Here is a 13,198-nt window from a genome sequence, read left to right on the forward strand (position 1 = left end):
CATAGGTGCGACCATGACACAGACCGCTCCCGCCCAGCACGGCGCCGACGCCGACGTCCAGGCGTGGCTCGAGATCTTCGGCAGCCCGGAGGCCGATGCGGCCACACTGCTCGTCGACCGTCATGACCCCGACAGCGTCGCCTTCGTGACGGTGGGTGTCGACGGCGACGAGCTGACCACCACGAATGTCACCTACGGGGAGCTCGCCGCCCAGTCGCGGCGGCTGGCCACCGCACTCGCCGGTCTCGGTGTGGAGCGCGGCTCGCGGGTGGGTGTGCTGATGGGCAAGCGCACCGAACTGGTGGTCACCCTGCTGGCGCTGGCACGCCTCGGCGCGGTGTACATCCCGCTGTTCACCGCGTTCGCCACCCCGGCCATCGAGATGCGGTTGCGCGGCGGTGACGCCACCGTCGTGGTGACCGAACCCAGTCAGGCCGCCAAGCTCGAGCCGATCGACGGCCTCACCACCGTCGTCGCCGGTGAGCAGTTCGATTCGCTTGTCGCACAAAGTGACCCGATCGACCGGTCGGTGGCCGTCGGCGGCGACGGCGCACTGATCCTGCTGTTCACCAGCGGCACCACCGGCGCGCCGAAGGGTGTGCCGGTGCCGGTGAAGGCGCTGGCGTCGTTCGTCACCTACATGCGTTACGGCCTCGACGTCTCCGCCGACGACGTGTTCTGGAACGCCGCCGATCCGGGGTGGGCGTACGGGCTGTACTACGGCATCCTCGGGCCGCTGGCGATCGGTCGCCCGAATGTCCTGCTGCAGGCCGGTTTCACACCGGAGACCACCGCCAAGGTGCTCACCGAGCTGGGCGTCACCAACTTCGCCGCCGCCCCCACCGTGTACCGGTCGCTGAGCAAGAGCAGCGCCGTCGACGGATTCGGTCTGCGGCGTGCGTCGTCGGCCGGCGAGCCGCTGACCCCGGACGTGATCGACTGGGCCAAGCAGGCATTGGGAACCGAGGTGCGCGACCACTACGGCCAGACCGAGCACGGCATGTTCATCAACAACCACTGGGCCGACGAGGTGCGCCGCCCGCTGATCCCCAGTTCGATGGGGCAGCCGATGCCGGGCTTCGCGGCCGGGATCGTCGACGGCCAGATCGCGATCGACGTCCCCGCCAGCCCGCTGATGTGGTTCGCCGGATATCTCGATGCGCCGGAGAAGACCGCGGCCCGGTTCACCGAGGACCGGCGCTGGTACCTCACCGGCGACACCGGCCGCGTCGACGACGACGGCAACTTCTACTTCTCCGCCCGCGACGACGACGTGATCATCATGGCCGGCTACCGGATCGGACCGTTCGACGTGGAGAGCGTGCTGATCACGCACCCGTCGGTGGTCGACGTGGCCGTCGTCGGCCGGCCCGACGACCTGCGCGGAGAGGTCCTGGAGGCCTTCGTGGTGGTCGCCGACGGGGTGGTCGGGGACGACGCCCTCGAAGCCGAGCTGCAGCAGCTGGTCAAGACCGGATTCGCCGCGCACGCCTACCCGCGCACGGTGCACTTCGTCGATGCCCTGCCGAAGACCCCGAGCGGCAAGATCCAGCGATTCATCCTGCGCCGGCAGTAGTCCCGGGGCGTCACCACCGAAACGGCGCCGGCGCCGGCCGACCGACTGCGTCGACCGGCGCCGACTGCCCGGGTCAGCGACCGCGCAGTGCGGTCAGGCCGACACTCGGGTCGGCGGGCACACCGGTGACGGTCACCCGCACCGCACTGTTCGGGGTGCGCGCGGCCCAGTCGGCGTAGCGATCGAGGCCACGACCGATCGATTCGCCGTCGTCGGCGCGGTATCCCGGCAGCACACCGTCGACGAGGCCGGCGACATTCGCATTACCGACGGCTGCGGCCTCGCCGCGATCGAGGGTCACCGATCCCCCACCCGGTGCCGGTGCCACGGTGAACGCCTGCGCGGCCGGCGCCGCGACGAGTCCGGCGACGCCCAGACCCAGCGTGGCTGCGCCGATCATCACCATGCGTCGAATGTTCATCAGATTCCCCCTGGGTGAGTGTTGCCGTCGGCCCATACCGAGCGGCATATGCACGGTAGCAACTTTTTCATTTATTGTCTCGAACCCGAGTCGCCGGTGTTCGACGGACGATTGCGGACCGAATCTGTCCTCATCGATCCTTAGTCTGGGTGCACAGTCACAGAGGAAAGGGAATCCCCATGGCCGGCACCTACACCCACGTCACCCTCCCGACCGATGTCACCGGCGAGAAGGCCGACCTGCTGACGCTGCTCACCGACCAGCGGGCGATGTTCCTGATCACCGTCCGCGGCCTCGATGACGAGCAGGCGCGGCGGCGCAGCACGGTCAGTGAGCTCACTCTGGGTGGCCTGGTCAAGCATGTGGCCCAGGTGCAGGCGGACAATGCGACGATCATCGTCGAGCGCGACGAGAACGCGGTCTTCGACCCCTCTCGGATGGGTGGTGCCTACGAGTTGCTCGACGGCGAGACCCTGGCCGACTGGGTCACCGCCTTCGAGAAGTCGTCCGAGGAGTTCGACAAGGTGATCCTCGAGGTGGGCAGCCTCGACGAGTTGATCCCCCAGGCGACCGCGCCCTGGCAGCCCGAGCGCGAGTGGTGGTCGGTACGGAAGATGGCGCTGCACCTGCTGCGCGAGATCGCCCACCACAGTGGACATGCCGATATCATCCGGGAGGCGCTCGACGGGCAGACGACGATGTCGGCCCTGCGCGCCGGATAGTTTCCGGTTGTCGGCTGACGCTCCGGGACGCGTGGCGAGAGTTTGCCATGGTAGATCGTGGTGGTCGCGGTGTTCGTTACCCCGGTGTCGTCCGTTCGGGTGGATTTCTCTGTTGGACGGCTGAATTCGTGGCCCGTGCTTGATCGCGCATGACGACGCTCCCGATACTTGGGGCTCGGGAAGACCCGCCGATCAGCCGCAGGAGCCGAGATCCCCATGTCCTATAACCCACCCGGGCCGCCGTCCTACCCGCCGCCGTCCGTGCCGTTCGGCGCGCTGCCCCCGGAGCACCAGCCCCGCAACCGGCGGAACCTCACGCTGATCCTCGCCGCGATCGTCGCGGTGCTGGCGCTGGTGTTCGCATCGGTGGTGGTGATCGTGCTGAAGACCAAGAAGGACGGCTTCGATCTGCCGTTCCTCTCGCTCACCTCGGCCGAATCGGCGGGCGAGAACCCGTTCACCCCCAATGCGTCGTTGTCGAACAAGCCGCTGGACAACGGCCTGCGGTTGAGTTCGCAGACCGGCGCCCCCGATCAGGGCACCCGGGTGGTCAGCGGCACCACCCCCGGCCTCTACGCCGGCGGTTCCAACACCTGCGACACCGCGGCGCTCGGCAACTACCTGGCCAACAATCCGTCGCAGGCGCGGGCGTGGGCCAGTGTGTTCGGGATCAGCACCGGCGCCATCCCGTACTACCTGGACACCCTCACCCCGGTGGTGCTGACCGCCGACACATGGGTCACCAACTACTCGTATCAGGGCGGTTCGGCCCACGCGTACCAGGACGTGTTGCAGGCGGGGACCGCGGTCCTCGTCGACGGCGCGGGTGTCCCGCGCGTGCGGTGCGCGTGCGGCAATCCGTTGGCGCCGCCATCGGCTGCACCGGTCGGCGGGTTCCGCACCCGTGGGCAGCCGTGGCCCGGCTACCAGGTCAACTACATCACCCGGGTCGCCTACAACACACAGAACGTGACCGTCGTGAACAACACGACCACCGTCATCAACCAGGCACCGGCGCAGGCACCGGCCAACCAGACCTCGCTGACCCTGGTCAACCTCGACACCCGCCAGCTGTTCGAGCGGACCGTCGGCGGGCTGCTCGACCTGTCCGGTCAGGCGCCGCTCACCGAGGCGCTGCCGACCCCGGCCGCACTCAACGTGCCCCTGCAGGTCGATGACGACTCCGAGGCGCAGACCAATGGTCTGGCCCGGGCCGGTTCGCCCGAGGTGGCCCCGCAGGTGGAGCAGGAGGCCGAGGCCCGCAACAACGTGCCCCTCGCCGAGAGTGAGAACTCGTCCGACTCTTCCGACCCGTCCGCCTCTGCCGGTGCTCCTGTCGAGGGCAGCAATCCGGTCAGCTCGGATGCCTCGAGCCCGTCCGACAGCAGCACGTCCGCGAGCAGTTCCTCGTCGGCGCAGGCGTCGCCGACGGTGTTCTCCGGCAGCGGTGATTCGATCGGTAGCTTCAGCTTCACCAGCGGCTCCCGTTCGGTGACCTGCCGTGCACCGTCGGAGGAGAGCACCGGATCGGTGTCGCTGACCTGTAGCGACAGTGCATCCCGTTCGGTGTCGCAGAGTTCGCTGTCGCAATCCTCGGTCAGCTCCTACACCGGTTCCGACGGTGTGTGGAAGTTGACGCTCACCGAGGGCAGCAGTTCGACGACGGTCGAGGTCACCTCCGCCACCTGGCAGACACTGGCCACGACCACCACGTCGACCACCACCACCGAGACGACGGTGGAGACCACCACTCCGGAGACCACCACGACGACGGAGACCACCACCGAGGAGACGACCACCGAGACCACCACGGAGGAAACGACCCTCGATACGACCACCACCACGACGCCGGCATCCTGATCTTCCGGTAGGTGAGACAAGGCGGGTGCCCACACACGTGGGCACCCGCCTCGTCATCTGACGGGCACAACCCGGCCGGCATTCGCCATGTCACCCCTGGTCGAGCACGCATCCCCACAAAGCGATACCGACCAACGATGGCTGAGTAGGCATCCTCCTAAAGCCACACGCCACCAACGATGGTCGAGCACACGTCCTCGCAAAGCGATACCCGATCCACGATGGTTGAGCCGGGACCGAGCCCGAAGGGCGAGGACCCGAGTCGAAACCTCCTCCACCACAACACCACTCACTGATCCGACTCGCGGCCAAGACCTCCGCACCACGAACGATGGTTGAGCCGGGACCGAGCCCGAAGGGCGAGGACCCGAGTCGAAACCTCCTCCACCACAACACCATCCGCAACAACCCCACACCGATGGTCGAGCAGGACGAAGGTTCACACTCCGCCGCGTACCACCCGCCGAACCATCAAATCCTCATCCAGCACAACACAATCCGCCCGATATCCAGGCAGAAGATCTCCGACCCCATTGATGCCCAACGCGCGCGCCGGTGTTCGCGCACACATCTCCACCGCAGCGACCAACGACGTATCGGTCGCCCCGCCACCACATCCGAATCCACCTGCCGCACGTCGAAATACACCGGCCGGCGTCGCAGTACTCCCGGCAATCACGTCGGAGCCCTGAACTCGTGCCACCCCGCCCGACACCTCGACATCCACCGGCCCCAGACGATAGTCACCGTCGGCCATCCCTGCCGCCGACATCGCATCAGTGACGAGCGCAACCCGTTCCGCTCCGACGACGCGCACCACATGCGCCACCATCTCGGGCCGCACATGCACACCGTCGGCGATGAGTTCCACCGTCACCCGGGCGTCGTCGAGCAATGCCAACACCGGCCCGGGTTCGCGGTGGTGGAGTGACGGCATCGCATTGAACAGGTGCGTGGCCACCGTCGCGCCTGCCTCGATCGCCGCGGCGGTCTGCTCGTAGGTGGCATCGGTGCGCCCTACCCCCACCACCACCCCGGCTGCCACCAGGCGGGCGATCGCCGCGAGCGCGCCGTCGAGTTCGGGTGCGAGCGTGACCATTCGGATTGCCCCTCCCCCGGCGGCGAGCAAGTCGTCCACCGCGTTCGCGGACGGCGCGACCAGCACGTCCGGATCATGTGCGCCGCACCGTTCGGCGGCCAACCATGGCCCTTCCAGGTGGATACCCGCCACGGTCCCGTCGACGACGTGGGTGCGTAGCTCCCGGATCTGGTCGAGGAGGGTCGGGATCGGTGCGCTCACCAGACTCGCGACCAGCGTCGTCGTGCCCCGGGCCCGGTGGAAGTCGACCACCTGGTGCGGGCCGTCGGTGAACGAGGCCCCGCCGCCTCCGTGCACGTGCATGTCGACGAACCCGGGAACCACGGTGTGCCGCGGGTAGTCGTGGTCGGCCGGAGTCGGCGGTGATCCTGCGCCCACGTCTCCGATGTGGCCGTCGACGATCGTGAACCATCCCGGCCGTAGTACCTGGCCGCCGCTGACCACGCACGCCGCCGACACCGTGACCGGCCGGGTCATCGTCATGCTCCGGACCGGCCGAGGATCGCCCGGCCCAGCCGCACCGCGCCCTGAACGGGTTCGGCCCCGAGCGCTCGCACGTCGCTGATGCCTGCCGCCGCGAGCCGTTCCCGAAGGCGGCTCTGCAGCATGTCCTGATGGACGACTTGGCCTCCGCCACACACCACGGGGCCGTCGATGTCGAGGATCTGCGCGACACGGATGACCAGCCCGGCCAGCGCATCGGAGGACCTGTCGACGATGTCGGTACAGCGTGGTTCACCGGCTGCTGCCTGCTCGAACACCAGGTGTGCGCGTTGCGCCCAGTATCGGGGAGTCCGGGTGTAGAAGGCGTCGAGGAAGTCGACCACGGCGCCGAGGTCGCATTCGGCCAGCAGCAGACCGGCCAACTCGGATTGTGGGCGACCGGCGTCGTGGTCGGCGAGCGTGAGCCGGATGGCTTCGCGGGCCACCCAGTAGCCGCTGCCCTCGTCGCCGAGGAGGTGACCCCAGCCGCCGGCCCGTCCGGTTGCCTCGCCGCGACGTCCCCACGCGACGGCGCCGGTCCCGGAGATCAGCGCGATCCCGTCGTCGAGGCCGGCGGCGCCGAGGATCAGCTGGGTGTCGTTGACGACGCGGATCTGCGCAGTGGTGAACCGTTCGGCCAGCAACCGCTCCAATCGCGCGGCGGCCGACGGTGCGTCGATCCCCGCCGAGCCCGCCACCACCACGTCCACCCCGCCGGCCCCGCCCATCCCTGCGATGGCCTGGTCGAGTTGCTTGCCGGCTTCGCCGTCGCCCATGGACGAGATGTTCGCGCTCCCCACGATCACCTCGGAGACGACGCTCGACGCCGACGCGCGCATCGCATGCGTCTTGGACCCGCCGATATCAAAGGCAACGATCGGACCACCGGCGTCTGATTCAGTCACGTCGTCCATCCCACCATCCACAAGTTGCCTCCTTGTGCTGCCGAACACACTCATCTGCAGTTACGATGCTCACACTTACGGGGAGCACCAGGGGGAAAAGGTGACCGATTTCTTGTCGTTGCCGGGCAACACCGTGCCCATGGACCACGAAGGCGGTCCACTCGGGCCAGGGGGCACCGCGCCGCTCGACGGCAGTACGGACGGTGGCGGAGTTGTGAGGTTCACGTCGCCCGAGTGGAGGTGGCGAGCGAGTGTTGCGGCCGAGGGGGCGGACCAGTTGCGAGCCGCAGCAGATCTGATTAGCGACGTGGCTATCAACAATTACTTCGGCGAGTGCGTCGAAGGCAGGGAGATGCACATCAAGGCCATGCAAATCACCAGCCACTGGCGACTCTCAATATCGAATAAGTCAAACGAGCTCATGCGTTTGAGTAGCGATTGTCAAGATGCCGACACTACACTCGAAACTGCAGACAAGAACAATGGTGCGATCCTCCAAGGGTAAGTCCGGTCCGGCCCTATTTGCAGTTTCTGCTTTTATTCCAGTCCTCCTATCGGGCTGCGAAGTATATGGAACCGCAGTTTCACAGGAATCCATCTCTGCCACTTTAGCCCAGCCGACGCCAACTCCTCCGATCCGACAGACCGACACCCAAGGGAATTTTCTTCCATTCCAAACAACCTTTCCAAATCGCTGGAATACGAACAATGACGGCACAGAGTACGAGCCCTGCACGGCCGTGGCCGAGACCACAGTAAGCTCATTCGGTGCCCTGCCCAGCACAGTTCGCGATGTTGCGGTGGCAAACTTCCAGACCGCGCGCGGTTGTCGATGGTATTTCGGCCCCTCCCGTACACCTTCAATTTCGCAATCAGTCGGCAACGCACCTCCTATAACCGAGTATAAGGAGAGGTTAGCTACTACATTCTATTGGTTCCCAGATCAGCAATTCCGCGGGCGGACAGTCGCGATCGGATCGTTAGGCCCTGACGTGTGCACCACCTTTGTTCGATCAGGAAACGCAAACATCACGAGCTCGTATTCCGACCTGAACAGACCTACCCCACCCCTCCCCACCCTCTGCGCCAAGGCCCTCGAGTTCACTCGGGCGACTATCGACAAGATGCCGCCGTGACATGGCCGAGAAGTGGTTGCGTTTCGGCTCGGCTTCCGGACCAGAACGCAACCACTTCTTTGCCTATGCGGAGACGGCGTCCGCCTTCTCCTGCACGTCGGCGGCAGGCAGCTGCTTGGTGAACTCGAGGTTCGGGTCGGCAACGTCCATGGCGAACGACTTGCGGTCCTTATAGTAGCTCATCGACATCGACCACGGCTCGGAAACACCCTGCCGCGGAAGCCAATCCATCGAGCGCTGGACGTAGCCGGCGCCAAAGTCGAGGAGCGGGCGGGTCTCCATGGTGGAGTCGGCAATCGGCCGCACCGCCGGGTAGCCACGCGCATCCATGTAGGCGAGCAGCCGGACGAAGTGCTCGCACAGCAGGCCGACCTTCAGCGTCCACGACGAGTTGGTGTACCCGATGGCCAACGCAAAGTTCGGGATACCGCTGAGCATGAAGCCGCGGTAGACGATCGACTCGTTGATCGCGATCGGCTCACCGTCGAGGTTGAGTTTCACCCCGCCGAACAGCTGGAGGTTGAGACCCGTTGCGGTGACGATGATGTCGGCTTCGAGTTCCTGGCCGCTCTCGAGCAGGATGCCCTTCTCGGTGAAGGTCTTGATCCGGTCCGTCACCACCGACGCCTTGCCCTGCCGGATGGTGCGGAACAGGTCGCCGTCGGGCACGGCGCACAGACGCTGATCCCACGGGTTGTACGGCGGGTTGAAGTGGGTGTCGACGTCGAAGCCCTCCGGCAGCAGCTTCTTGTTGACACCGCGGATGACCCGACGAGCGGTCTTCGGGAATCGCTGGCACGCCTCGAACAGCACGCGCTGCTGCAGGATGTTCTTCCACCGTGCGAGCGCGTAGCCGCGCTCGTCGCCGAGCACGGCGCGACCGATGTTGGCCACCGGATCGTGCTTGGGCAGCGGCAGGATGTAGCTCGGTGTGCGCTGCAGCATGGTGACGTGGTCGGCCTTCTCGGCCATCGCCGGCAGCAACGTGACCGCGGTGGCACCGGATCCGATCACCACCACCTTCTTGCCGGCGTAGTCGAGATCCTCGGGCCAGTGCTGAGGATGGATGACCTGCCCGGTGAAACGGTCGCGGCCCTCGAACTCGGGGGTGTAGCCCTCGTCGTAGTTGTAGTAGCCGGCACCGGAGAACAGCCAGCGCGCCTTGATCTGCGTGGTCTCGCCGGTGTCGCCGCGCTCGACGTCAACGGTCCAGCGGCACTCCGCCGACGACCAGTTCGCCGAGATCACCTTGTGCTGGTACCGGATCTTGTCGCCGATGCCGTCCTCGCCGATCGCCTCCTGCAGATAGTCCAGGATGCGCGAGGCGTCGGCGATCGACTGCTTGTCGGTCCACGGCTTGAACGCGAACCCGAAGGTGTGCAGGTCGGAGTCAGACCGGATCCCCGGGTACTTGAAGAGGTTCCAGGTGCCGCCCATACGGTCGCGGCCCTCCAGGATCGCGAACGATGTCCCCGGCAGCTGGGTGGTCAGATAGTGGGCTGCTCCGATCCCGGAGATCCCGGCGCCGACGATCAGCACGTCCAGTGCATCGACGGTGGTGGCGGTTTCGGTCACTGATGTCTCCTCGGAATTCGGCCGAATATGACATCCGGCGTTGTCAGGTTCCAGAATGCCACTGTTGCGCCCATCACACCATGTGCACTCTGCCCACAATGAGACGATTCGCTGTTACAGTCTGCCCCATATGACCACTCCCTGGCCGACGACGTCGCCTGCCGTGCGCGACCTGATCCGCCGCGGCGCCGAACTCATCCTCGATCCGCCCGCCGACTGGGTCAAGGAGATCCACGAGGCGTCCCTCAGCGGCGACCGCATCCGGGCAGTGGCCGAGGACCCCGTGCTCGCCGACGGCATCCGCCGCACCAACATGGCCAACGTGATGCGCTGGGCCACCTACACCGCCGCCCACCCGGGCGAGCGCGTCCCCATCGCCATCACCGCGGAGATCCTGACCGGCGCCCGTGACCTGGTTCGACGCGGCCTCGACGAGGCATCCCTCGACGCTTTCCGGACCACACAGGCGGTGGCCTGGCGCCGCTGGATGGACATCGCCTTCCACCTCACCGACGACCCGGTGATACTTCGCGAACTCCTCGACGTGTCGTCGCTGTCGATCTCGACGTTCATCGACGACACCGTCAACGCCATGTCCGAACGGATGCGCGCCGAACGTGAAGAACTCACCCGAGGCAGCCACGCCGAACGCCGGCAGGCCGTCTCGCTGGTCCTCGAGGGGGCGCCCATCCCGCACGCCCGCGCTGAGGCGCAACTCGGGTACCGGCTGTCCGGTCCGCAGGTCGCCGCGGTGGTGTGGAGCATGGTCCCCGACGCGACGGAGATGCTGGAGGCGGCCTGCGACGTCCTGGCCCGCTCGGCCCGTGTGACCACCCGGCTCACCGTCGCGGCCAGCGCGACATCGTGGTGGATCTGGCTGCCCACGCATGACGTGGGTACGCCCGACCTCGGCGACCTGCCCGAGGTCCGGGTGTCACTCGGACGGTCCGGCGACGGCGTCGACGGGTTCCGCTCGGCGCATTTCCAGGCCGTCGCGACCCAACGACTGCACGCGCAGCTCGGCGTCCGACGCCGACAACTCGTCACCTACGACGACATCCGCCTGGTCTCACTGCTGATCCGCGACTCAGCCGCCACCGAGGAGTTCGTCGATGACATCCTCGGTGATCTCGCCACCGCCGACGACGATCTGCGCACCACCATCCACACGTGGATCTCGGTGCAGTGCAACACCTCACGCACCGCCGAACTGCTGTACACGCACCGCAACACCATCATCCGACGACTCGCCCGAGCCGACGAGCTGCTCCCCCGACCTCTCGCCGAGAACATGGTCGACGTCGCGGTGGCCCTCGAACTCCTGCGCTGGCGGGAGTGACGGGCTCCCCACGCCCGTCACCCCCGGCCGTTCTGCAACCGCACGCCGCCCCAGATACCGGTCATCCGGTTGCTGCGGCCCCACATCAGGCATTCCTCATGAATCGGGCACGAGGCACACTCCCTCTCCGCATAGCCGGAATCGTCTGTGGGGAACGGGAACCAGTCGTCGGGGTTCTCACCGGGCGCCGCACAGCGGGCCTGTGTCCAGTCGACGTCGAGGGTCGGCAGCAGCAGCGCGGTGAGCGGGACAGGCAACGGACGGAGGTCGAATGCGGTCATCCCACAACTCCTTCCGTCTGCGGCGGGCCGATCCCGCTCACCTCATGGGGTGCGCGCCCCGAGGGCGAACAGTTCCCATACCTCTTTCTGATCGGCTGCCCACGGATCGTGGACGAACGGCGCGTGCCGCATCGCCATCCCGGCCTCGCGCGGGGTGCGGTCGGCCTTGAACCCGTTGCAGGAGCGGCAGGCGGCGACCTGGTTGCCGAATGTGCTGGCACCACCCCGCGATTGCGGAACGATGTGGTCGACGGTGTCGGCCGGACCCTCGCAGTAGGCGCAGATCCACTGGTCACGCCGCAGGATCGTCTGGCTGGACGCGTGTGACTCCATCGTCTTGCCGGCATACGGCCGGTACGCGTTGTGCTTGATCGCGACGACCCGATGGATCGGGAGCGTCAGCGTGGGTGAATGCACCACCCGCACAAGCGGTGTGCCCTCCATGTTGCGGGCGACATCGGTGGTCAGCAGGATCGCGGCGCGACGCCAGGTGACGCGCGCCAGGATCTGGAGTCCGGCGTTGGTGACGAAGACGGTCATGATCACTCCTCGAGACGATGGCAGGGAACCAGCCACCCGTCGAGGATCGACCCTCGGTGAGATCAGCCGATCGGAATCGGTACCTCTCGGGTGGCGCGGCCGCGGGACATTCCGCGGACGGGACGATGGTCAGGCGACAGTCGATACGTCGACAGCTCACGCCGACAACCGAATTCGTTGCCATCTCGACGCGTCGTTTCGACGATCATGTGCGCCACCTCCTCTCCGTGCTCGTTGTTGTGCGGGCGTGCCCACGGTATGGGCATCTGGTCGGCTTGTCCAGTGATTTCGTCGCGCAGAAGCGGATCAGTCGACCATCACCAGATCTGCCAGACCTGCGACGATCCGGCCGGGCTCGGCAACGACGCCTCCCCGCATCACCCCCGGCGGCCCACGTCCCCCCTTTCGAATTAGGTCAACCTAAGTTAGGCTCTGCCGGTATGGCCGCACCCGAACTCGGTGAGATCCAGGAAACGCTCCTCATCCCCCTCTACGGCCGCGCCCGCGACGCTGCCGAGTCCGGTGGAGGCGTCCTCAAGGACACCAAAGCGGTCGAGCTGGTCGACTCCATCGACTACGACTTCACCAAGTTCCGCGGACCGTCACTCGGCGGTTCCGTGCTGCGTGCATCGATCTTCGACGGTTACATCCGCGAGTTCCTCCAGCGGCACCCCGAGGGCACCGTCGTCGACCTCGGTTGCGGACTCTCCACCCGTTTCGACCGTCTCGACAACGGCCGGTTGCGGTGGTTCGATCTCGACGTCGATGACACGATGACGTTGCGCCGCAGGTTTTTCGACGATTCCGACCGCTACACGATGATCGCCGCCTCGCTGTTCGATCCGTCCTGGCACGAGCAGGTCACCGAACGCGGCGGCCCCCTCATGCTGGTCAGTGAGGCAGTGCTGCTGTACTTCTCGGAGTCCGAGGTCTTCGACGTGCTGCGCTCATGGGCCCGACGCTTCCCCGACAGCCCACTCGCCCTCGACACCGGTGGCCGACTGATGATGCGGTCGCAGGACCGCAATCCGGTCTTCAAAGCGGTTTCGGCACGGATGAAGTGGGAGTGTGATGATCCGACGACGCTGGAACACTGTGGATTACACCTTCAGCAGTCCCGGATCTTCGCCCAACCCCAACCCGCTGTCGCCGCGACGTGGCCGGCCAAACACCGCTACGTCATGCGCCTGATCGGTTGGACGCCGATGGTCACCGGGTACAAGATCAACCTGTTCGCACTGACGTCGTAGGCGGGCCGCAC

General features: G+C 66.5%; 12 protein-coding genes. 6 read left to right on the forward strand and 6 right to left on the reverse strand.

What is annotated here, in order from left to right; all coding sequences use genetic code 11:
- Nucleotides 1-13: 13 nt before the first annotated feature.
- On the forward strand, nt 14-1,576 hold the full coding sequence (locus GD1_RS08390) for an AMP-binding protein (protein WP_059036684.1): 1,563 nt from the start codon (nt 14-16) through the stop codon (nt 1,574-1,576).
- 73 nt (nt 1,577-1,649) lie between these two features.
- On the opposite strand, the gene GD1_RS08395 is transcribed toward GD1_RS08390, so the two are convergent.
- Entirely contained in the window at nt 1,650-1,997 is a 348-nt protein-coding gene (locus GD1_RS08395; protein ID WP_152972698.1) for a hypothetical protein, read from the reverse strand.
- 179 nt (nt 1,998-2,176) lie between these two features.
- Here GD1_RS08395 and GD1_RS08400 point away from each other — a divergent pair, with 179 nt between their 5' ends.
- Nucleotides 2,177-2,719, forward strand: a complete 543-nt coding sequence (locus GD1_RS08400; protein ID WP_059036685.1) for a DinB family protein — start codon at nt 2,177-2,179, stop codon at nt 2,717-2,719.
- Between the two features lie 216 nt (nt 2,720-2,935).
- Nucleotides 2,936-4,579, forward strand: coding sequence for a DUF6777 domain-containing protein (locus tag GD1_RS08405; RefSeq protein ID WP_059036686.1), 1,644 nt, complete (start codon nt 2,936-2,938; stop codon nt 4,577-4,579).
- 439 nt (nt 4,580-5,018) lie between these two features.
- On the opposite strand, the gene nagA is transcribed toward GD1_RS08405, so the two are convergent.
- Both nagA and GD1_RS08415 read right to left on the reverse strand, forming a co-directional pair.
- Complete coding sequence (gene nagA, locus GD1_RS08410; protein ID WP_373855274.1) at nt 5,019-6,155, reverse strand: N-acetylglucosamine-6-phosphate deacetylase; 1,137 nt, start codon at nt 6,153-6,155, stop codon at nt 5,019-5,021.
- Between the two features lie 2 nt (nt 6,156-6,157).
- The gene (locus GD1_RS08415; protein WP_059036688.1) at nt 6,158-7,075 is read right to left on the reverse strand and encodes an N-acetylglucosamine kinase; all 918 of its coding nucleotides are present in this window, start codon (nt 7,073-7,075) and stop codon (nt 6,158-6,160) included.
- Nucleotides 7,076-7,548: 473 nt separating this feature from the next.
- Here GD1_RS08415 and GD1_RS25745 point away from each other — a divergent pair, with 473 nt between their 5' ends.
- The gene (locus tag GD1_RS25745) at nt 7,549-8,202 is read left to right on the forward strand and encodes a DUF3558 family protein (protein ID WP_162128780.1); all 654 of its coding nucleotides are present in this window, start codon (nt 7,549-7,551) and stop codon (nt 8,200-8,202) included.
- Between the two features lie 63 nt (nt 8,203-8,265).
- Here GD1_RS25745 and GD1_RS08425 read toward each other — a convergent pair whose 3' ends face one another.
- Nucleotides 8,266-9,777, reverse strand: a complete 1,512-nt coding sequence (locus GD1_RS08425) for a flavin-containing monooxygenase (RefSeq protein WP_059036690.1) — start codon at nt 9,775-9,777, stop codon at nt 8,266-8,268.
- Nucleotides 9,778-9,907: 130 nt separating this feature from the next.
- Between GD1_RS08425 and GD1_RS08430 the strand changes: the two genes are divergently transcribed.
- Complete coding sequence (locus GD1_RS08430; protein ID WP_059036691.1) at nt 9,908-11,116, forward strand: PucR family transcriptional regulator; 1,209 nt, start codon at nt 9,908-9,910, stop codon at nt 11,114-11,116.
- A 17-nt stretch (nt 11,117-11,133) separates the two neighbouring features.
- Here the strand turns inward: GD1_RS08430 and GD1_RS08435 are convergent, their stop codons facing one another.
- Both GD1_RS08435 and GD1_RS08440 read right to left on the reverse strand, forming a co-directional pair.
- On the reverse strand, nt 11,134-11,397 hold the full coding sequence (locus GD1_RS08435) for a WhiB family transcriptional regulator (RefSeq protein ID WP_059036692.1): 264 nt from the start codon (nt 11,395-11,397) through the stop codon (nt 11,134-11,136).
- A 42-nt stretch (nt 11,398-11,439) separates the two neighbouring features.
- Entirely contained in the window at nt 11,440-11,937 is a 498-nt protein-coding gene (locus GD1_RS08440; RefSeq protein WP_059036693.1) for an HNH endonuclease, read from the reverse strand.
- A gap of 440 nt (nt 11,938-12,377) precedes the next feature.
- Between GD1_RS08440 and GD1_RS08445 the strand changes: the two genes are divergently transcribed.
- Complete coding sequence (locus GD1_RS08445; RefSeq protein ID WP_059036694.1) at nt 12,378-13,187, forward strand: class I SAM-dependent methyltransferase; 810 nt, start codon at nt 12,378-12,380, stop codon at nt 13,185-13,187.
- Nucleotides 13,188-13,198: the final 11 nt, after the last annotated feature.

It is taken from the genome of Gordonia desulfuricans NBRC 100010 (genome assembly GCF_001485495.1).
GTDB lineage: Bacteria > Actinomycetota > Actinomycetes > Mycobacteriales > Mycobacteriaceae > Gordonia > Gordonia desulfuricans.

Coding starts and splice junctions, on each gene's coding strand:
- GD1_RS08390 (WP_059036684.1), top strand. CDS start 14: ATGACACAGACCGCTCCCGCCCAGCACGGCGCCGACGCCGACGTCCAG.
- GD1_RS08400 (WP_059036685.1), top strand. CDS start 2,177: ATGGCCGGCACCTACACCCACGTCACCCTCCCGACCGATGTCACCGGC.
- GD1_RS08430 (WP_059036691.1), top strand. CDS start 9,908: ATGACCACTCCCTGGCCGACGACGTCGCCTGCCGTGCGCGACCTGATC.
- nagA (WP_373855274.1), bottom strand. CDS start 6,155: ATGACCCGGCCGGTCACGGTGTCGGCGGCGTGCGTGGTCAGCGGCGGC.
- GD1_RS08415 (WP_059036688.1), bottom strand. CDS start 7,075: ATGGACGACGTGACTGAATCAGACGCCGGTGGTCCGATCGTTGCCTTT.
- GD1_RS08445 (WP_059036694.1), top strand. CDS start 12,378: ATGGCCGCACCCGAACTCGGTGAGATCCAGGAAACGCTCCTCATCCCC.
- GD1_RS25745 (WP_162128780.1), top strand. CDS start 7,549: ATGGTGCGATCCTCCAAGGGTAAGTCCGGTCCGGCCCTATTTGCAGTT.
- GD1_RS08405 (WP_059036686.1), top strand. CDS start 2,936: ATGTCCTATAACCCACCCGGGCCGCCGTCCTACCCGCCGCCGTCCGTG.
- GD1_RS08435 (WP_059036692.1), bottom strand. CDS start 11,397: ATGACCGCATTCGACCTCCGTCCGTTGCCTGTCCCGCTCACCGCGCTG.
- GD1_RS08395 (WP_152972698.1), bottom strand. CDS start 1,997: ATGAACATTCGACGCATGGTGATGATCGGCGCAGCCACGCTGGGTCTG.
- GD1_RS08440 (WP_059036693.1), bottom strand. CDS start 11,937: ATGACCGTCTTCGTCACCAACGCCGGACTCCAGATCCTGGCGCGCGTC.